General features: G+C 51.9%; 26 protein-coding genes. 3 read left to right on the top strand and 23 right to left on the bottom strand.

Annotation, left to right across the window (positions count from 1 at the left end; genetic code table 11):
* Window positions 1-135 precede the first annotated feature (135 nt).
* Entirely contained in the window at window positions 136-2,895 is a 2,760-nt protein-coding gene (locus HHI26_RS10140) for an autotransporter domain-containing protein (RefSeq protein WP_238336995.1), read from the top strand.
* 560 nt (window positions 2,896-3,455) lie between these two features.
* A complete protein-coding gene (locus HHI26_RS10145) occupies window positions 3,456-4,394 on the top strand; it encodes a pectate lyase (protein WP_171149004.1) in 939 nt (312 codons plus the stop codon).
* A 1,081-nt stretch (window positions 4,395-5,475) separates the two neighbouring features.
* Here HHI26_RS10145 and HHI26_RS10150 read toward each other — a convergent pair.
* The 4 genes from HHI26_RS10150 to HHI26_RS10165 form a co-directional block, all read right to left on the bottom strand.
* Window positions 5,476-5,676: an excisionase gene (locus HHI26_RS10150; RefSeq protein ID WP_162475305.1), complete on the bottom strand. Its 201-nt coding sequence runs from the start codon at window positions 5,674-5,676 to the stop codon at window positions 5,476-5,478.
* Between the two features lie 72 nt (window positions 5,677-5,748).
* Window positions 5,749-6,222 (bottom strand): class I SAM-dependent methyltransferase, encoded by a 474-nt coding sequence (locus HHI26_RS10155; protein WP_171149005.1) that lies wholly within the window; start codon window positions 6,220-6,222, stop codon window positions 5,749-5,751.
* Entirely contained in the window at window positions 6,219-6,443 is a 225-nt protein-coding gene (locus tag HHI26_RS10160; RefSeq protein ID WP_171149006.1) for a hypothetical protein, read from the bottom strand. Before HHI26_RS10160 ends, HHI26_RS10155 begins: the two co-directional genes overlap by 4 nt.
* Before the next feature lie 137 nt (window positions 6,444-6,580).
* Window positions 6,581-7,117 (bottom strand): hypothetical protein, encoded by a 537-nt coding sequence (locus HHI26_RS10165; RefSeq protein WP_171149007.1) that lies wholly within the window; start codon window positions 7,115-7,117, stop codon window positions 6,581-6,583.
* 269 nt (window positions 7,118-7,386) lie between these two features.
* On the opposite strand from HHI26_RS10165, the gene HHI26_RS10170 reads away from it, so the two are divergent.
* Window positions 7,387-7,632 (top strand): hypothetical protein, encoded by a 246-nt coding sequence (locus HHI26_RS10170; protein WP_171149008.1) that lies wholly within the window; start codon window positions 7,387-7,389, stop codon window positions 7,630-7,632.
* 47 nt (window positions 7,633-7,679) lie between these two features.
* Here HHI26_RS10170 and HHI26_RS10175 read toward each other — a convergent pair whose 3' ends face one another.
* The 19 genes from HHI26_RS10175 to HHI26_RS10265 all read right to left on the bottom strand — a co-directional run bounded on the left by HHI26_RS10175 (window position 7,680) and on the right by HHI26_RS10265 (window position 16,949).
* Window positions 7,680-8,117 (bottom strand): hypothetical protein, encoded by a 438-nt coding sequence (locus HHI26_RS10175; RefSeq protein WP_171149009.1) that lies wholly within the window; start codon window positions 8,115-8,117, stop codon window positions 7,680-7,682.
* Window positions 8,114-8,410 (bottom strand): hypothetical protein, encoded by a 297-nt coding sequence (locus tag HHI26_RS10180; RefSeq protein ID WP_171149010.1) that lies wholly within the window; start codon window positions 8,408-8,410, stop codon window positions 8,114-8,116. The genes HHI26_RS10175 and HHI26_RS10180 overlap by 4 nt, the downstream gene beginning before the upstream one ends.
* Window positions 8,407-9,297: a hypothetical protein gene (locus tag HHI26_RS10185; RefSeq protein WP_171149011.1), complete on the bottom strand. Its 891-nt coding sequence runs from the start codon at window positions 9,295-9,297 to the stop codon at window positions 8,407-8,409. Before HHI26_RS10185 ends, HHI26_RS10180 begins: the two co-directional genes overlap by 4 nt.
* Window positions 9,294-9,707 (bottom strand): hypothetical protein, encoded by a 414-nt coding sequence (locus tag HHI26_RS10190; RefSeq protein WP_171149012.1) that lies wholly within the window; start codon window positions 9,705-9,707, stop codon window positions 9,294-9,296. Before HHI26_RS10190 ends, HHI26_RS10185 begins: the two co-directional genes overlap by 4 nt.
* A gap of 24 nt (window positions 9,708-9,731) precedes the next feature.
* Window positions 9,732-10,109, bottom strand: coding sequence for a hypothetical protein (locus HHI26_RS10195; RefSeq protein ID WP_171149013.1), 378 nt, complete (start codon window positions 10,107-10,109; stop codon window positions 9,732-9,734).
* The gene (locus HHI26_RS10200; protein WP_171149014.1) at window positions 10,102-10,695 is read right to left on the bottom strand and encodes a hypothetical protein; all 594 of its coding nucleotides are present in this window, start codon (window positions 10,693-10,695) and stop codon (window positions 10,102-10,104) included. The genes HHI26_RS10195 and HHI26_RS10200 overlap by 8 nt, the downstream gene beginning before the upstream one ends.
* 24 nt (window positions 10,696-10,719) lie before the next feature.
* Entirely contained in the window at window positions 10,720-11,151 is a 432-nt protein-coding gene (locus tag HHI26_RS10205; RefSeq protein ID WP_171149015.1) for a hypothetical protein, read from the bottom strand.
* Window positions 11,152-11,155: 4 nt separating this feature from the next.
* On the bottom strand, window positions 11,156-11,512 hold the full coding sequence (locus HHI26_RS10210; RefSeq protein WP_171149016.1) for a hypothetical protein: 357 nt from the start codon (window positions 11,510-11,512) through the stop codon (window positions 11,156-11,158).
* A gap of 23 nt (window positions 11,513-11,535) precedes the next feature.
* Entirely contained in the window at window positions 11,536-12,138 is a 603-nt protein-coding gene (locus HHI26_RS10215; RefSeq protein ID WP_171149017.1) for an ERF family protein, read from the bottom strand.
* Window positions 12,128-12,280 carry a hypothetical protein gene (locus tag HHI26_RS10220; protein ID WP_171149018.1) on the bottom strand — a complete coding sequence of 51 codons (153 nt, stop codon included), beginning with the start codon at window positions 12,278-12,280 and terminating at the stop codon, window positions 12,128-12,130. Before HHI26_RS10220 ends, HHI26_RS10215 begins: the two co-directional genes overlap by 11 nt.
* A complete protein-coding gene (locus tag HHI26_RS10225; protein WP_171149019.1) occupies window positions 12,270-12,458 on the bottom strand; it encodes a DUF5444 family protein in 189 nt (62 codons plus the stop codon). The genes HHI26_RS10220 and HHI26_RS10225 overlap by 11 nt, the downstream gene beginning before the upstream one ends.
* Complete coding sequence (locus HHI26_RS10230) at window positions 12,455-13,027, bottom strand: NUMOD4 motif-containing HNH endonuclease (RefSeq protein ID WP_171149020.1); 573 nt, start codon at window positions 13,025-13,027, stop codon at window positions 12,455-12,457. The genes HHI26_RS10225 and HHI26_RS10230 overlap by 4 nt, the downstream gene beginning before the upstream one ends.
* Window positions 13,024-13,152, bottom strand: coding sequence for a protease FtsH-inhibitory lysogeny factor CIII (locus HHI26_RS10235; RefSeq protein WP_171149021.1), 129 nt, complete (start codon window positions 13,150-13,152; stop codon window positions 13,024-13,026). Before HHI26_RS10235 ends, HHI26_RS10230 begins: the two co-directional genes overlap by 4 nt.
* 21 nt (window positions 13,153-13,173) lie before the next feature.
* Window positions 13,174-14,364, bottom strand: coding sequence for a hypothetical protein (locus HHI26_RS10240; protein ID WP_171149022.1), 1,191 nt, complete (start codon window positions 14,362-14,364; stop codon window positions 13,174-13,176).
* A 196-nt stretch (window positions 14,365-14,560) separates the two neighbouring features.
* Entirely contained in the window at window positions 14,561-14,860 is a 300-nt protein-coding gene (locus tag HHI26_RS10245; protein ID WP_171149023.1) for a hypothetical protein, read from the bottom strand.
* Window positions 14,829-15,014 carry a hypothetical protein gene (locus HHI26_RS10250; protein ID WP_171149024.1) on the bottom strand — a complete coding sequence of 62 codons (186 nt, stop codon included), beginning with the start codon at window positions 15,012-15,014 and terminating at the stop codon, window positions 14,829-14,831. The genes HHI26_RS10245 and HHI26_RS10250 overlap by 32 nt, the downstream gene beginning before the upstream one ends.
* Before the next feature lie 31 nt (window positions 15,015-15,045).
* On the bottom strand, window positions 15,046-15,672 hold the full coding sequence (locus HHI26_RS10255) for an Eac protein (protein ID WP_171149025.1): 627 nt from the start codon (window positions 15,670-15,672) through the stop codon (window positions 15,046-15,048).
* Window positions 15,673-15,709: 37 nt separating this feature from the next.
* Complete coding sequence (locus HHI26_RS10260; RefSeq protein ID WP_171149026.1) at window positions 15,710-16,639, bottom strand: pentapeptide repeat-containing protein; 930 nt, start codon at window positions 16,637-16,639, stop codon at window positions 15,710-15,712.
* 7 nt (window positions 16,640-16,646) lie between these two features.
* Complete coding sequence (locus tag HHI26_RS10265) at window positions 16,647-16,949, bottom strand: regulator (protein ID WP_171149027.1); 303 nt, start codon at window positions 16,947-16,949, stop codon at window positions 16,647-16,649.
* Window positions 16,950-17,096 lie beyond the last annotated feature (147 nt).

Below are 17,096 nucleotides of genomic sequence, written 5' to 3' on the forward strand. Positions count from 1 at the left end.
GCGGAGCAGGTGATACCGGTTGCTAACACCGCACGTCAGAATTGTACGATTCTAATGCAATAATCACTTGTTACAAATTTGTGGCTAATGATATAAGTTTAATCTTATAAATCATAAAAAATGCAGGGGCGGGGAATGTTAAAATATAGAATGAGTCCAGTGGCAGAAGCACTCAACAGACGCAAGGTGCTGGGCCTTTCTTTGGGGTCCGCAATGGTGTTGCTGTCGTCAGCACAGGCCTATGCAGCCTGTTTCCCCGTTAATATCTCGTCGACACTGGTGGGAACGACCGACTGCATCGACTGGTCTGCCGGGGACTTTAACATTGTCAGTGAGAGTGCACTTATTTCAACGGGTACCCCGCCCCTGGCGGCATCCTCCTCAGCGGGAGTATTAACCAATGACGGATTGCTGAGTGGGACATCCGTCGCCGCCCTGCAGAACACCAGCAACTCCTTGAGCGTTGTGAATGGCGGCAGGATCATCAGTGACACTTTCGGGATCTTAAATAACGGAACGATCGTATCGCTGGCCAACAATGCCGGAGGGACGATTTCCGGCACCACGGCAGGTATTCGGAACAACAGCCTCATTACGTCACTCAGTAATGGCAATATCATCTCGGGTGGCATTGGCATCCTCAATGCCGGTACGATCGGCACGTTGTCCAATACGGGAAGCCTCACCGGAACGACAGCGGGCATTCAGAGTACGGGTGCGATCACCAGCTTATTCAATAGCGGCACTATTTCTGCCAATAGTTACGGCGTTCAAGCTGATAACGGCAGCCTCATCACCTCGCTGGAGAATACCAGCACTGGCCTTATTGAAGCAGGGACAGGGGTTCTGGCTGGCAACCTTACTCCCTCGGGCGTGATCAATATCAACACGCTAACCAATGCCGGTCGGATTTCAGGGACGACTAACGTGGGTGTTGGCACCAGCGCCAACGCCACCATCGGTAGCCTGAATAACAGCGGGACTATCACCGGTGCTCTTGGCGCTGTCGCGAATGCCGGTACTCTCGGTGCGCTGGTGAACAGCGGAACCATTGCCAGCAGCAGCGGCTATGCCATTTATAACGCTTCAATTGGTACCCTGGGGCCGATCACCAACAGCGGCCTGGTCTCCGGTTTGATCGGTAATTTATCCAGCCGCAGCATGACTATCAACGGTGGCAGCGATACGATCTTCGGTACCCTGACCGGTGCCAGTGGCGGCATCGGCAGTGCCGATATCGGGACGATCTCAAGTAACGCCGCCAGCCTCTATTTCGCGTCCGGCAATCTGCTGCTCAACGATAAAATCAACGTCGGCAGCAATTACGTGAACAACACGGGCGCGACGTTGCAGGTCAATAACCTTATCAGCATCACCGGCAATTACACTCAGAGCGCCCTGGCGACATTGCTGGTCGGTGTCAGTGATTCAGCAATAAGCAGCGGGAATGATACCGATACCGGCTATGGGCGTCTGATTGTCAGTGGTGCCGCAACCATCGAAAGTGGTTCGACTGTTTCACTCAAGGCACTCAATACCTACAGCTTTGCGGCAGGACAGCGCTACGTGGTGATCACCGCTGCTACCAGTGGCACCGATTACAATGCCGATTCCTTAAATTATTTGGCCTCCGGATACAGTGGGTTAAACACGGGTGCCGCTGTTGTCAATGGCAACACCAGTAGCCTGGTGGTGACGCTTGGCAATATTATTAATCCGACCAATCCTACTAACCCGACCAATCCTACTACCCCTTCCACCAGCTACGCCACGACTGGCAACGCGATCTCATCGTTGAAGGGACTGAAGCAGTACTCCGGCATTGCCCCGGGACTGCTCGATCTGTATAACGCCTCCCTGGCCATTGACTCTACCCGGGAAGCAAACAAGGTGGGTGAGCAGTTATCACCAGTACAGAACAGCAGCGCCAGCCATGTGGCCTCAGTTGCAACATTCGACGCAGTCAGCGTGGTCGGTCAGCGAGTTGATGCCGTGCGTCTGGCACAATCGCATGGCATGCGTGGTGTGGCTACCGGTGATGATCCTGCTGAGTGGTCTGCATGGGGGCAGGTGTTTGGCGGCCATGCTAATCAGGGGATGGTGGATGCTGTCAGTGGTTATAAAGCGAATTACAGCGGGCTGGTACTGGGCGGCGATCGGGGCTTGGGAGACGCCTGGCGCGCCGGTGGTGCCCTGACCTACAGTTACACCTCGGTTCATGGCGAAGATAATCTTTCCGGTAACAAGACGGGCGTTGACTCATATGGCCTGATTGGCTATGCCAGCTATACCGGTGAACCCTGGTTCGTTAACCTTTCGGCCAGTGTAACCCAGCAACGTTACGACACCACGCGCAATGTGAGTGTGACGGGTTACTCCGATACGGCGCAGGGCAAGTTTGATGGGCAGCAGTACGTCACCAAAGCGGAGTTTGGTTATCCGCTGGCCGTGGCGGACGCCACCACTCTGACGCCGCTAGCCAGTCTGAGCTACAGCTATCAGACGCTGGACAGTTATCAAGAAAGCAGCGGTAATGGTTCAGCCCTGTCAGTAGAAGGCAGCCATAATAACGCGCTGCGTAGCGGACTGGGCGCACGTCTGGATAAATCATTCCAGACAGGCTTTGGCGATGTTGTGCCTTATGTACAGGCTGTCTGGACCCATCAGTATAATCCTCAGCGCAGTGCCACTACCGCCAGCTATATTGCTGATACAGCAGGTGAAACCAGTTTCACCACCTTTGGTGCTTCACCCGTTGAAGACACTGCCGATCTGTCTGTTGGTGCTACCGTGGTTAAATCAGACACGCTCAGCCTGACCGCGCGTTATAACGCGCAACTCGGTGAGCAGTACAAAGGGCAGACCGTCACTTTGCAGGTACGTCAGCAGTTCTGATCCGTTCCCGTCACCCGAATACCGCTTCTGAGAAAGGCCTCTGAAGCGGTATTTATCCCTCGCGCATGTGCCAAAATAATGATTCTTATCGAATGAAGAAAAACAGACATGCCACGACAAGTCCACTGACCCGGGCCTTTCGCATGTCGATCTCCTCGGGGCAACGTTATCAGTATGCAGGACGACCTCTAAAAGTGAATAGTGCGTTTTAGCGGGATACTTACAGCTGCTGCCGGATCCCAAAACCGCACCCAAAAGCCAGAACAGAAACCGTTTCACCGCACCTTCCAGACCCCTCCTTTAACGTAAAGTCATAAAGCCCATGTAGTAGTACATTTCCGTTTAGCGAAAAGTCCAATGTTGATGATGGCATCTTAATGCCTGCTTTTGTTTGCCTGTCGACCAGCGACATGAACTGGCTGGTTCATGGTTTTTACGATGCGTATAAATAGCCCCGTAAGCCAATGGACGTGAGTGCTTATCCTCTCGCAAATGGCTCAATCGACAGGGTGTCATACACAGAGTTATCTCAAAAAAACATCATGCAAACAGGGGCTTTTATGACATATCCAACAAGTAAACTGAATGGTCTGGTCGGTTTTGCCAAAGCAGCCAATGTTACAGGCGGCTGGAATGGGTCGGTGGTGGAGATTAATACACTGGCGCAGCTTAACCAGTATGTGGGCGACAGCACGGCGCGGGTACTGGTGATTAACAGCAATATCACCGCCTCAAGTCTGACGAAAGTGAATCTCGGTTCGAATAAAACTATTATTGGTTCATTCCAGAACCGCACCTTAAACAATATCCATTTCCGTGCGACGACCACCTCGCAGAACATTATTTTCCAGAACCTGATTTTCCAGCATTCGGTGAATATTAAAGCCAATGATGATATCCAGCTTTACCTGAACTACGGCAGTAAATACTGGATCGATCACTGTTCATTCGTCGGTCACACCTGGTCAGATGGTGACGGCAGCCTGGATAAATTGCTGTATATCGGTGAGAAAGCTGACTACGCAACCATCAGCAACTGCTATTTCGGTAACCATAAATACGGGCTGATTCTGGGGCACCCGGCAGATGATAATGATGCAACGTATAACGGTTATCCGCATCTAACCATTTGCCACAGTTACTTCGATAATATGGAGGTCAGGGCACCGGGACTGATGCGTTATGGCTACTTCCATGTTTACAGTAACTATATCAACAAGTTCCAGCTTGGCTTTACGCTGGCTCAGAACGCAAAAATTATTTCTGAAAATAACTACTTCGGTGAGGGCAGCGCGAATAAAGGCATGCTGGATGATAAAGGCAACGGCACCTTTACTGATACCGGCAGCGTGCCTGCCATTACCAACCAGAAGTCGCCGAAGAGTCAGTGGACAGCGGCATCAAATTACGCTTACAGCGCAAAATCGGCGGCGGACGCGAAAACATTTGCGGCGGCTAATGCCGGGGCGAAGTCTACGACGCTGGTATTTGGTGGTTAACGGGAGGTAACGGAAGCCCGCACACGCGCTGAGGTATCCCCACAAAAATGAATGGCTGATCATTCGGCTTCAGGTCTGAGGCCAGTTTGAGCACGCCGGATCGGCAAAAGACGCATCCATGCGGGCCTCGGCACGCGGCGTCCCTGCCGCGTGACGTCCGGCTTACCTCAAACTGGCCCCATCCCCGCAGAGCGTCTGCTCGCTGTGGGTATTACAACCCCCACCATGTGACAGTCTCTGCGGATTGATTTGAATCAGGATTTTGGATCTGGGTTTTGACGTTGAGGCGGCGACTGCCCACCTTGGGTCGCTCAGCCCACGCAGCGGGAAAGCGAAACGCCCTTGACGTTGACCTGAACCATCGTGCAGGCCCGCGTCACTGGCCGACCGGAAAAGAAGGTGGCTGCCAATAATGCAGGTCTTGTTTTGTGGGGTCCCTCAGCGCACACGCGGGCTTTATCCTGTCGTGGGGCGGCGGTGTAACCCTCTTGCATCATCGTGCCATTCATATTGAGAGGTCTCCCGGCATACTCATCCTGATAAAAGCGATAATAATTATAAATGAGATTTATCTAATGAAAAAAAGGAAGCATGCTATTACTGTCATGATCCCTGTTGCCCATTTCCATTTTCTCGATTTTTCAAAGTAAAAAAAGGTCATCTGGGATATCAAGATCAAAAATAGAATTACACCAGAAATAACCTTTCCATTATTACTGTTGTTAATCAATGATCCTTGATGGATCATTGGGTCCATATCATAGATAACATCATATTTATCCACCGTGGATAAATAAATGGCCATCATGCCCAGCAGGTAAAAAAGAATAAATACAAACCTGATAAATTTATTCATGTAAATATAATCCTATAGCCAAACCAGCCTGTTGCGGAGCGCGGATGCAACAAACCACTATGAACGGGTCATTTAGATGGATCTTGAGTTTAAAAGGGTTTTTGCGAACTACTGCGTAGGGCGACAGGACAGGAAAATGGTGTCCCCTGCATACATCGAATTAGTATGGCAGGGGGTTGATTAGGAAGGGATATTTCAGGAGTGTATTTGTTTTTACCCGCGCATTTACCCATTCAGGCAATTCAGGAGCTTGTTTTTGAATTCGCAGTGGTCACGATATAGCCAGCGGGCGCGGCCATGTATCAGCTTACTTTTCGGCAGGGTGCCGTCTTTGATTCGGTCATAGATGAAGGTCTTTCCAAAGCCAGTATCGGCCATGATGAATTTCAGGTCAACCAGCGAGTCTGGCTGCAGGTGATGTTGCATAAGTGCGTCTCCAATGGGAATCGAACCTGTGGGCTATTCGCCAGGTTACCTCAGTAGATAGATGGGGGAGGGTTAAGCTTTGAGAAAGAGAATCCAGTGAGTTTTGTCACCTTTTCCTGTGCGCTGCCAGATTGTTGGTTTTTGGTCAGTTAGCTCGATGACGTGGCGAACAGGAATTTGAGTTTCATTCCACTTGAATACCAGCGTGCCTTGTGGCCGCAGCACTCTAAACGCTTCGGAAAATCCCTTTCGGATATCTTCGCGCCAACCATCTCTGTCTAGCACTCCGTATTTTTTTCTCATCCAGCCATTCTCTCCAGCACGGTCAAGGTGCGGCGGGTCGAAAACGACTTGAGAGAAACTATTATCCATAAATGGAAGGTGACGGAAGTCCGCGATCACATCTGGGGAGATGTTTAAGAGGCGGCCATCGCAGAGAACATGCTCTTCACTTCGTCGGTCTGAGAAGATTACTCGTTCATCCTGGTTATCCAGCCAGAACATGCGCGAGCCGCAGCACATGTCTAAAATTGTTGCTTCAATCATGCTCGAATCTCCTTATCCACCACGCGCACATAGTAAGTAAGCCAGCGCTTAGCTGAGAACTTGCCAGGTGGCAGGGCAGTTATTTGTTTAGTGAATTTATCTAACAGAAGTGTGGTGATGCGGTCTTTCTCGGATATCGGTTGGCCGGCAGTGGCTTTGATGATTTCAGCCCGGCAGTTTCTCGCCACCGACCGTAGTGCATTTTCCTGTGCTGGCGACATTCTGTCTCTCCATGCAATCTATCCACACCCCCCGGGCCAGAACGCAGCGCGGTATGCTCCACAGCGTCCGGCGCTTGCCAGTCTGCCCGGCGTGCTCAATTACCTCGTCGAGATAGGCTTCGAATGATTTCTCTGATTCAGTCATCTGACAGCCTTACGCCGGTGATTTTTCCGGCTGCGATGGCTTCGTAGAGACCGGAGAGGTTATAAAGCCCTGATGCATGACCAAAGAATGCGCGCATGGCGGCTATGGATGCCTCACGCCTGCGCTCTGCTTCGGTGCGGATGGGGCGGAACTTTACTTCACTTAACCCATAACTCACTTCTCTTGTCGACAAACGCACAACAACGGTTTCTATGCCTATGAAAAGAATCTCACAGCTCAACCAGTTATCGCCGCACCAAGAACGTTCACACTCACACCCAACAGGTGGCAATCCCTCACCGTTCCACACTGGCTGCTGTGCTGCGATGGCGGCTTCGTATTGCGTTCGGCTAATCTTCACCTTGGCATCATGATGCTGATGTCTATGGTCTTCGCTTAACTCATCAGCAAACCAGTTCAAATACCTAGGTCTCATTTGCCTGTCGTAGTCCTGCCATATTTCTTCAACCCCTTCAGGCCACCCACCACGCTTAGGCAACTCTTTAACCAGCAATTCTAAAAGTGTCATGCAACTCTCCTTTGACTAATGGCCCACAGCTCACGCTCATGGTCTTGTCTGCACTCAGCACAGCAGTAACTCGTACCCGGCTGTGATGGCTCGCCACAGTCTGAATTCCGACATACGGGCGATGGCGGTTCAGGCTTCTTCCTGTTAGCCAGTGCGATATTCCTTTCCAGCTCTTCAAGCTCAGCGGCCTGGTCTAGTTCATCAGACATAAAAATCCTCATAAATTTAGAATTAGGTTAAATTTAATATTTGTATAACAGGAGGTGGAAATGGGTAAGTTGGGCAGTCAAAAGCCAAGAGATAGACACATACACAATGACAGGCACCTTTCAATGCGGCTGGAAGAGCTTCTTTCGCTGGCAAATAAAGCCAATGTCCCTGTTGATACTCTGGTGAAAATAGAGATAGCTATGCATCTTCGCAGCATTGTGGATGTGCTTGCGGATTCAGGGGATAAATCTGATGAAAATCTCGCTGGGCTGGGGGATATCATTAGCAATCTAGGGAATAAGTAAGGGTTTAGGCCGCAACGGAAGCGGCTATTACTCTATGCAAATCGCGCTTACTGTTCACCTCCCGGCGCTGGCGCTGCTGCCAGCATTGCGCGATATGCTCTTGTTGCGCCACCGCTAACCATTCCTTCGGTGTGTGCGTCGATCATGCGTTGTGTCGGCTCAAGCGGAACAAGCTTCCACCCATCAGGCAACGTGTAACCCTTACTTACAGGTTCGCTGGCCGCTGGCGGGGTGGTGTAGAGGGGGGCGGTGTAACCTTCCTCCGTATTAAGCCTTCTATCTGTCGGAAACCCTCGAATATAAAGCCCGGTGACATGCATATTCGATATCTCAAACGCATGAGTATATGCGACAGGCTTAGCATCCAGCACCGCCAGCAGAGCGCGGGCCATCAATCGAATTTCCTCGTTGATGTTGCACATGCGCTTGTCAAAAGCGTACTGCTCCAGCCGCTCCCGGCCAATTTGCTCGATAAGTTTTTTCACCAGTCACCCCCGCCGATATCCGGCGTGTTCGTATACAGCGCTATTAAGTCCTGCTGCGCCGTTTGGTTGCTGTCATCCGCGTGACTGCTTCCGAGCAGCAGGCACAATGTCCCGCTGGCTGAATAGTAATTAGCGTTAGGGAACGACTTCTGCACCTCCAGCAGCAGGTCGTTTAATTTTTTAGTTGCCGCCTTAAACTTCTTTGCCGCATCCGGCACCTCATCCAGCAGCAGGCCAGGCGCATCATTCTCGCCGCTATCAACGATATCCAGCACATCAGATTCAGTCATCATTTCTTCACCTCATACGGCACATTGGCCGCGTCGAGTAACCCGGCGATCTGCTTGATGGTGTCGTTGCTACCCTTGAAATATTGCTTAGTCTTCACATCCCCGGCCATTTTTAGATTGAACAGCGCAGGCAGTACAACAGGTTTCTGCGGCTGTGCTCCCAGTGCAATAGCATCGGCACGGCACTGGTTGTATCCTTCAACAAAAGGATCATGAGTGCCTTTCATCTCAGGCGGCAACACGGCTGGCGGTGCGGCGGTGTAGAGGTTATAAACATCGTCCGGCAGAGAATGACCCGCACTTGTATAACAGAGCGCAAACTTTTTTCCGTCCCCGCGCCCGCGCTGAATGTCCACTACTGCAACAGGCTCACGCGCAGCAGCATCGCGGCGTGCAAGCTCTGCCTCTGCTTCCTGGGCGCGTTTAATCCAATCTCGGCGTTCACGGTCACATGCGCCAAGCTGATCGGTAAGGCGCTGTGACTCTTTATCTAGTCGATCGACCTCCGCTCGCAGCTCGTCGCGCTCACGCTCAACAGCGCTGAGCCGTTTTATTTCGATATCTTTTGCGACATTCCGATCTATGGCTCTGGTCAGCTTCTCCCGCGTGCTGCGCAACAGCTGCTTCGTTTCTTCAAATTCGTGAGACAGGATTTCATTGCTTGTGATCAGCTCGATTACAGCGCCAGGGTGCGCTGCTTCGATGAAAGCCATATCTGCGCGAGATACAGATACACAGGCCACGCCATCAACTGCTTTAAACGCGCTGATAACATCGCCATCTTTGCCGCTGGGAACACTACTCAAGCGATTGTGGCTGTTGCTTGTGAACCACTTCCACGGCCAGGGAGTTGCCAGCTGCGCCAGCTTTTTTAACTGTTGTGTGTTCATCGCATGCGCTCCAATATCACACCTGCGCGGACTAAATCGCGACAATGGCTAATTATTTCAGCGCGAGATGCCCCACGCCAAGGTGAATAGAATGGCGTCAAATCCACTCCTTCCCGCCAACCAGATTTCTCCTGAGCATCGTTCATGCCTTCAAAATCTGTCGTGTTATCGATAAGCCAAGAGTAAAGCAGCCAGTAGCATTCTGATTCATCCCAATCGCCAAAGTAGTCAGGACCGAACCATACAACGCTCTGTTCGTGCCAGACTTTGCTGCGATAGGATTGAAAGCTATCGCCCTCAACTGTGAAATCATTGCCGTTGAGGCTTGGGTAAAGAGAAAGCAGCAGGGTTTTGGCTGTGGTGGAAATTTTCTTCTCGATCCGCGCTGTCGTATGTGAATGTTTAGCCATCAGTATTCACCCCACGTGTATTTTTCAGCCATGGGATCCCCCATTCGTGCGCGGCGCACCGCGATATTCAGGATATGGCCGATGTATCGGCGGCGCGATGGTGTGCTTAATAGCTACCTGCCATGTGGCCCGGTTGTTCCGAAGCCAGCGGCCGCCGTTCTCATCAAACCAACCATCTGTCACCGGGTGAGATAGCGGCTCCAGCACATCACACGGAACCGCGATAGTGTTCACACCGTCGTTGTAGTAACCGATGCGGGCGTTTATCTGGCTCTCTGTGTAGCGCCCGGCAGTGGCCACGCGCCCGCGATAGCCGGAGTTGTCAGGCGCCCATAAAATGATGTACGGGGATTTGCGCTGGCTGTGCGCGATGCTCAAAACGAAATATTCACGTTCAGGCATTGATCACCTCTCCGTTACGCAGACGGGCAGCACACTGCCTTAATAGATGGGCAACCACTCCAGTGCTGGCCACTGTATCGGCCAGCATCAGCTCATCGGCCGCACAATCCAGTTCGTGCGCCTGAAGTTCGCGGATAACGGCGTCGGTGGCTGGGTATTCAGGAAGCAATTTATAATCACACCAGCCCTGCCAGCTGTTTTCTTCTGCGGGCTTTTCGTAATCAACCTCAGTAGCCTGTTGGATGATTAAGCCCCAGCAAGTGCTGCCAGCGTCCTCAGGCCAACCCTCGGAAGAAGCATCAGCACGATAGTCAGCAATCATTTCTTCCGCGGCGTTAACTGCCTCTTCGCGGCTCTTGTAAGTTTCAAAGCCAGCATCAGCACTGTTCATAAAGAAACTAAACCCTGACGTGAGCGCCGCATTCTCAGCAGCCAGCGCCCGCACCTGCTCCTGAAGCGCGGCGACGATTGCGGCATGGTCATCGTGTTTAACGAATCTTCCGTGACTGTTAACCACCATTGCTGACTCAACATCGTCTGATGTGTCATGAATAATCGTGTGATTCCAACGTTTAATCTCTTTCATATCTCTATCTCCCGCCGACCGCAGTCAGCCAGTTAAATCCGATGATGTAATCCATAACCCGGCTTTCATAAGCCTGGCTCTGCGTGCTGCCGCCTCAATGCAGGCCTGACGCTGCTCTTCGCCACGGTCGCGTAGCGAGTTAATGCTGACGACGATGGTTTTGTTCGTTGCCGCTGCTGACGTGATGCGCCGGGGATTTCGAACCAGCGTGTACAGCCTGTCGCGCTGGGCAGTCTCTTCGTCGATATACCATTCACCCGCTGATATTTCGGCGGTGGCGCTGATGAGGTGTCTTTGTGCGTTGAGCTGTCGATGGATGCTGCGGAGGGGTAATTTTGTTGCCATGTGGAGCTGACGCCCGGTCATTGGCCATTTGCTGAGAAGCCAGACTATTTTCTCTTTCAGTCCGTCATTGGGGCCGCCACGACCGCGGCGGTACATTGCGACTTTCTTCATGCTATTACTCCTGCCTGACTGCGCCGCCAGCACCGTAACGATAATCACGATAATCACCCCATCGCTCCGTAACCTGAGGTGTCGTGACGATGATGCACGGCTGCTTAGGATAAAATGCTGCCTGCTCTGCGTAGCGCCGGGTAACAAGCCTGGCTTTTCGCTGTGCCACGGACAGTGTGTTGATGCGAGGGTGCTGCTCTCCAGCTTTCAGCGCCATCCATGCACGCCCTGCATCCCACGCTATGCTTTCCATCTGGCGCTCCCTTTCGGTCATTCGTGAGGCTTTGTAGCGGTACGATGCCCGCCGATATTCCGGCAGGCGTGCGCAATGCTCCTGTTGTTCAGGTGTGAGTTCTCTCATTGGGATTCCTGCCGGGGTAGGGGTTAAGCGACTTGTTTCAGTTCTGCCAGGCGAATGCCCGTGATATCTTTGCACTTCTGCTGATGCTCAGGGTGGCCTGATAGCTCAGCCCAGGCCTTTTTATATTCTGATTGCAGCTTAGCCTTGTCATTTTCATTCCCGGCATACTCAGTGAATGCAGTGAGCCTTGCGTCAGGATTGATTGCTGGCTGCCTTTGCTGCGGAGTATTTTGTTGGCACTTATGCTCGTCTGTATCGGCATCCTTTGAGTCGTCAATGCCAAACAATCCATTCAGGCAGTATTTCCGTGCGTAGGAGCTTGTTGCACCTGTTACCTGAGCATCATCCATGCCTTTCTTTTCGCTGGCCTCCCTTGCCATTGCAGATGCGGAGTGCGATGTCTCACCATCGGTTATGGTGGCCGTAGCCTTGACGTAATAGCGATCGCCAATCATCACTATTTCGTCTGAGATAGAGAGGAAAAGCCCGTTCAGCAGGGGCTTAACGCCTTCGAGAATGTCCTCACAGCTTCGGTATTTGTATTTCCCAAAGCTGTTAAACTGATTCTTTGGGGCATTAAGAGTTCGCTGTATCTCAGCCAGCCTTATAAAGAATTCACTGCTCACAATAACCTCCCATCATCATTTCCTGCTGCTCCGTGCGGTGGTCGGCGTTAGCTTCCTGCTGCGCCAATAGGTCGTTCATAACTGGCTCAATAATCGGGGTCATCATCGAGATAAAGAATTCGTCTGCTGCGTCATGCTGCATGATGCTTCCCCCAGTCTTTGTCCTGACAGTCGCGCCAGCCCAGGGCGATTGTCTGCGCCCAGTCATAAGCCTCTTTCATGCCTTCCTTTGTGTCAGGGAAAGAAGATTCATAGAGCTTTCCAAACTCTCGATTTCCCTGAGTGACGTAGATGGTTCCGTTGACGGGTACAATTGTCATAGGGTGGGCTCCTTGCTCAGGCGGTTGAATGTATGCCCTTTGTGGGATTTATTTTCTCCAGCAAGGCACTTGTAAACACAGTCAGCTCTGAATCCGTTTTTGGCGTACTCAGCCACTCCTGCCATCGTGATTTTTTGACCACTTTTGATGTTTGTGGCGATGACAATGCCTTTGCAGGTGTTGTGGCTTACTCCAGGGTAGGTGTTTGGTGATCTTGGTTTCAGGCCAGTCTTCACTGCGTGTAGAGAGTTTTCTTTTGCTGTGCACCACTCAAGGTTTTCGAGTCTGTTGTCATGCTTTATTCCGTTTTTGTGATTCACAAAACTCTTGTCGGTTTCTTCAGGTAGAAATGCCAAGGCTACTAACCTGTGAACAATGAATCTGACTTGCTTGTTATTTTTATTAATCCCTACTCGAAGATATCCATCCTTGTCCGGAACCTTCGTCATCTCACGGCCATATATATTTTTCCCGCCCCGCAAAACCCTATCTATGGTTCTTACATTCCCTAGGTTCGATACCTCTGCGACTCCCTCATATCCACATATGGCAACCCATATCTCACTCATGGCTCACCCCTTTGATTCAGCATCTCGATTAATGAGCGCCAGCCAGAGCGAAGGCGGCGGGTGATTACGTCTAAAAGTGATTCAGAGCGGCCAGCAACAGGCCACCCTGCAATGACGAGTTGCATGGTCGATTCCTTAGAATTGAATTAGTAGTTGATGCTGGTATGAGGGATTGAGTTGCTCATAAGAGCCTTCAGTGTTGCGATAGCCTGTTCACGCGTTAAGCCAGCGTGCTCTACCAGGCCTTTCACAACATCGGTGCCGACTGCCCTGCGATGGGCTTCATTGGCTGCGCGTTTAGCGGCTTCATCAGCAATGCGCTTATCTTCTGCCAGTCGTGCGGCTTCTTTCTGCTCAGTTTCACGCTTAATGCGGTTGGCTTCATCCTGAGCTTTACGCTGCTCATCAGCGATGGCCTGCTGCTTGTTTTGCTCTGCTGCGGCTAACTCTTTTTGCTGTTCTTCAATGGTTTCAGCGTTAATCAGCAACCGTTTAATCTGCTCAATGGCTTGGTATTTGGCATTTTCCGCAGCGCCTCTCAGTGCGCCAAATCTGTCATCGATAGGCCACGCTTCAGTTTCTGCGAGAGTGTCTTTGATGCACTGAGTTGTGCCGCCTTTTCGAACACCAGAGCGACCAGACTGCGCAATTATTACCTGCTGCTGAATGCCGCTGATTTCACTCAATGCATCCTGGTGTTGCTGGCGCTCACGCTGCGACTGTGCTTCTGCTTCCTGTCGAGCTCGCTCAACTGCCAGACGAGCAATTTCCTCTTCGTGAGAGATTCGCTGACGTTCGGCCTCGGCTTTGGCTTCAATTGCATCCCGGTCGAATTTTTCGTTCAGAAGCAGGGCGATTTCATGGTCTGATTCGAACTGCTTTCTCAATGCTTCTGCTCTCGCAGAATCGAAATCAGCGTTCATGCGATCAGCATCATCACGCATATTGCTATATTCCTCGGCAGCCAGGCGGGCCGCCTCTGCTTCCTTGATGCGCTCCTGCTCGACATCCCATTCATCACGCGGCGCAAGAATCTCATCACGAATCAGGTCGCATTCCCGAGTGAATCGGCGAAGCTCTTCTTCGGCGGGCTTGACCGCTTCTTTCAGTTGGCGAAGATAATTACGCCCAGGCTCTTCAATCGCCTTTTTGCTTGACCCAACCATGCGAGCAAGAGAGCCGATGCGGTCCCTGCCTTTCTTGGTGGTTACATCTGGCACTTCCTTTGCCAGCGCGCGAATCTGCTCAAGGTAATTATCAAGTCCATTAGCAACGTAAAGGGAAGGGGCTTGCTCGGGCTTAATTTCGAGAACGGCGATATCCGTGGTATCAGTCATGACCACTCCTTTAATTGGTTATTCACATGTCGGTGCTGCCTGAACAGGCAACATTGAGATGAAAAAAAGGCCCGAGGGTTAGCTCAGGCCAAACGGCTATGCAATTTCCTTTAACGCCTTTGCAGTGACGACTAAAGCGCTTTACTGATGACTGGGCGTCATCGTCGAAGCCACTGATGGAATGGCTTCTGCGATGCTACTCGAACCACTGGGATGCGAGATAAGCCGCCCCGGCAATCTTGTGCTCATGTTTAGGCTCAAAATCAGATAGGCATGCCTGAATATTCAGCATTGCCAGCTTACCGCTTACTTCCGGCTTTGGTTTTGGCCAATCACTCTTACTCAGGCCATTAAAAAACCATTTGCTGATGAACGAATTCCACTTGTTACCTTCCCGCTTGAAATCACCGGGAATCGATGAATATGCAGGCAGTATCTTCATCGCTTTGCCGCCAAATGCGATATCAAGATTGGTTATTTCGATTGGTAGTTGCATTAGTCGTCCACTCCTCAAACTGATCTTTATTGAGTGTTACAGCAAGCCTGTTATCAGCACGCTCACCGTTGTCTTTTAACTTGTCAGCACGCCACATATAGCCGCAGGACAGAGCTGTTACGCGCCACTTACCATCCTTGCGAGTTACTATCATGGTGTGCTCCGGGCGTAAAAAAGGCTGCGGGTTAGGCAGCCTGATTGTTTGCTAGGTCATGGAATCGACCGTATGTGAGTACCTGGAAGTGCGGGGGAATCTCTACCTCGCCGTGCTTGGCGTAACCATCCCTGTCTTTTGCATTGGGTATTGCGAAAAGCAGGCAGTCATCACGACCCGGGCATCGGCCACCATACGTAGTCAGCATTGCCATGCCAAAGTTGCCAGAAGCTTCTCCAAAGCCTGTTCTCATAATATTGTAATGGTCAATGATGTAAGCCTGCCACGAAGGCAAGGATGCTAGCTTCTGATTGGCTTGTTTAACGCTACCGTCGAGTCGCTTATTGAATTCACGACCACCCTTGGTATTTCCCTTTCCGCGTGCGGAAATAACTTTTTTCCCATCCAGGTAGTCGCTGCGTTTGATGGTGACAGCGCATGGAAACTTATAATCAGCATTCCACACCAAACCGCGCAGCAATGATCCCTTATCACCAAAACCAGATGTGTCCGTGTAAGCAACAGCTCCGAACTCACCCATGACACCTGTAATAATGTCACTGCGACCCTTGCGAATGCTATCGTATCCATCGATAAGGGTTTTGACGTCCGCACCCTCAACTAGGTAATAATCGTAGTGCTTATGATTATCTGCCATCTCTCACTCCTGCGGCAGCGCCGCTGTTAAAGGCCGGCTAAGCGGCGCCTTCGGTTTCCACATCTGGCTCATTAATCCATTCCGGTCGCTCGCCTTTACCCAGGTAAAAGTCGATAACATCAAGCAGGCGGGGATAGAACTTAAGCGCCTTGCGACCATCCATTTCAGCAATTTCACGCTTGGTGAAAGAGCGCCATTGCTCTGCTGTATGGTTTTGGCATCCAGCCTTGATATATTCACCGTTTGTGATTTGCAGGTAGTACGCCTCACCCATAATTACGAAGGTGTGATCAGGCAGGTCGGCATCGCGCAGGTCGGCATCGCGCAGGTTGGCACCGCGCAGGTTGGCACCGCGCAGGTTGGCACCGCGCAGGTCGGCATCGTACAGGTTGGCACCGCGCAGGTTGGCACCGCGCAGGTCGGCACCGTACAGGTTGGCATCGCGCAGGTTGGCACCGCGCAGGTCGGCACCGTACAGGTTGGCACCGCGCAGGTTGGCACCGCGCAGGTCGGCACCGTACAGGTTGGCATCGCGCAGGTCGGCACCGTACAGGTTGGCACCGCGCAGGTTGGCACCGCGCAGGTCGGCATCGCGCAGGTCGGCATCGCGCAGGTTGGCACCGCGCAGGTTGGCACCGCGCAGGTTGGCACCGCGCAGGTCGGCACCGTACAGGTTGGCATCGCGCAGGTCGGCATCGCGCAGGTTGGCACCGCGCAGGTTGGCACCGCGCAGGTTGGCACCGCGCAGGTCGGCACCGTACAGGTTGGCATCGCGCAGGTCGGCATCGCGCAGGTCGGCACCGTACAGGTTGGCACCGCGCAGGTTGGCACCGCGCAGGTCGGCACCGTACAGGTTGGCATCGCGCAGGTTGGCACCGCGCAGGTTGGCTCTCGATCCGCTTTCCTGCAACGAGGTAACCCACAACTTATGTTCGTCTAAAATCTTCTGCAATTCGGTAGAGTTCATTGTCACCTCAAATCAGTGGGATGCTACACCCGCGCATCTTCTGGCGAGCGTTAATGTGCTGCCCGCAAGGGTTGTTAACCTTCCGGTACTGCGGGTTCTCGCGAGTCACAAACTCGACTTCTTTCACATCACGAACACTCGGCCCGTTGATTGCTCTTGCAACCTTCAGGCTGCTGCAACCAGATGCGATTACAGCGTTTTTGCGAGAAAGCGAAGCATCTGCATTGGCTTGCTCACGTTTAGCTGCTCTGCGTGCTCTGTAGCGGCTCTTGGCGTTATCTTTTGCCAGATACGTAATCACTACTGTCATAAGTACCTCCGGTAATTGGCTTGGGTGGATGAAGGTGAAAGATGGATTTCCTTGATGCTTCTAACAGCTATCGATTGGGCATCACGATCGCACTGCGATTCGATGTGCTTATTCACAAGGCCTCATTACACCTACATCCCCAAAGCC

Source organism: Erwinia sp. JH02, from assembly GCF_013074405.1.
Taxonomy (GTDB): Bacteria; Pseudomonadota; Gammaproteobacteria; order Enterobacterales; family Enterobacteriaceae; genus Erwinia; species Erwinia rhapontici.

Excerpts from the sequence above, each read along its gene's own strand:
- HHI26_RS10200 (WP_171149014.1), bottom strand. The coding sequence starts at position 10,695 with ATGAAAGAGATTAAACGTTGGAATCACACGATTATTCATGACACATCA.
- HHI26_RS10140 (WP_238336995.1), top strand. The coding sequence starts at position 136 with ATGTTAAAATATAGAATGAGTCCAGTGGCAGAAGCACTCAACAGACGC.
- HHI26_RS10250 (WP_171149024.1), bottom strand. The coding sequence starts at position 15,014 with ATGATAGTAACTCGCAAGGATGGTAAGTGGCGCGTAACAGCTCTGTCC.
- HHI26_RS10195 (WP_171149013.1), bottom strand. The coding sequence starts at position 10,109 with ATGCCTGAACGTGAATATTTCGTTTTGAGCATCGCGCACAGCCAGCGC.
- HHI26_RS10155 (WP_171149005.1), bottom strand. The coding sequence starts at position 6,222 with ATGATTGAAGCAACAATTTTAGACATGTGCTGCGGCTCGCGCATGTTC.
- HHI26_RS10210 (WP_171149016.1), bottom strand. The coding sequence starts at position 11,512 with ATGAGAGAACTCACACCTGAACAACAGGAGCATTGCGCACGCCTGCCG.
- HHI26_RS10260 (WP_171149026.1), bottom strand. The coding sequence starts at position 16,639 with ATGAACTCTACCGAATTGCAGAAGATTTTAGACGAACATAAGTTGTGG.
- HHI26_RS10235 (WP_171149021.1), bottom strand. The coding sequence starts at position 13,152 with ATGCAACTCGTCATTGCAGGGTGGCCTGTTGCTGGCCGCTCTGAATCA.
- HHI26_RS10225 (WP_171149019.1), bottom strand. The coding sequence starts at position 12,458 with ATGACAATTGTACCCGTCAACGGAACCATCTACGTCACTCAGGGAAAT.
- HHI26_RS10240 (WP_171149022.1), bottom strand. The coding sequence starts at position 14,364 with ATGACTGATACCACGGATATCGCCGTTCTCGAAATTAAGCCCGAGCAA.
- HHI26_RS10180 (WP_171149010.1), bottom strand. The coding sequence starts at position 8,410 with ATGATGACTGAATCTGATGTGCTGGATATCGTTGATAGCGGCGAGAAT.
- HHI26_RS10170 (WP_171149008.1), top strand. The coding sequence starts at position 7,387 with ATGGGTAAGTTGGGCAGTCAAAAGCCAAGAGATAGACACATACACAAT.
- HHI26_RS10160 (WP_171149006.1), bottom strand. The coding sequence starts at position 6,443 with ATGTCGCCAGCACAGGAAAATGCACTACGGTCGGTGGCGAGAAACTGC.
- HHI26_RS10230 (WP_171149020.1), bottom strand. The coding sequence starts at position 13,027 with ATGAGTGAGATATGGGTTGCCATATGTGGATATGAGGGAGTCGCAGAG.
- HHI26_RS10220 (WP_171149018.1), bottom strand. The coding sequence starts at position 12,280 with ATGCAGCATGACGCAGCAGACGAATTCTTTATCTCGATGATGACCCCG.
- HHI26_RS10205 (WP_171149015.1), bottom strand. The coding sequence starts at position 11,151 with ATGAAGAAAGTCGCAATGTACCGCCGCGGTCGTGGCGGCCCCAATGAC.
- HHI26_RS10255 (WP_171149025.1), bottom strand. The coding sequence starts at position 15,672 with ATGGCAGATAATCATAAGCACTACGATTATTACCTAGTTGAGGGTGCG.
- HHI26_RS10185 (WP_171149011.1), bottom strand. The coding sequence starts at position 9,297 with ATGAACACACAACAGTTAAAAAAGCTGGCGCAGCTGGCAACTCCCTGG.
- HHI26_RS10150 (WP_162475305.1), bottom strand. The coding sequence starts at position 5,676 with ATGCAACATCACCTGCAGCCAGACTCGCTGGTTGACCTGAAATTCATC.
- HHI26_RS10190 (WP_171149012.1), bottom strand. The coding sequence starts at position 9,707 with ATGGCTAAACATTCACATACGACAGCGCGGATCGAGAAGAAAATTTCC.
- HHI26_RS10245 (WP_171149023.1), bottom strand. The coding sequence starts at position 14,860 with ATGCAACTACCAATCGAAATAACCAATCTTGATATCGCATTTGGCGGC.
- HHI26_RS10165 (WP_171149007.1), bottom strand. The coding sequence starts at position 7,117 with ATGACACTTTTAGAATTGCTGGTTAAAGAGTTGCCTAAGCGTGGTGGG.
- HHI26_RS10265 (WP_171149027.1), bottom strand. The coding sequence starts at position 16,949 with ATGACAGTAGTGATTACGTATCTGGCAAAAGATAACGCCAAGAGCCGC.
- HHI26_RS10145 (WP_171149004.1), top strand. The coding sequence starts at position 3,456 with ATGACATATCCAACAAGTAAACTGAATGGTCTGGTCGGTTTTGCCAAA.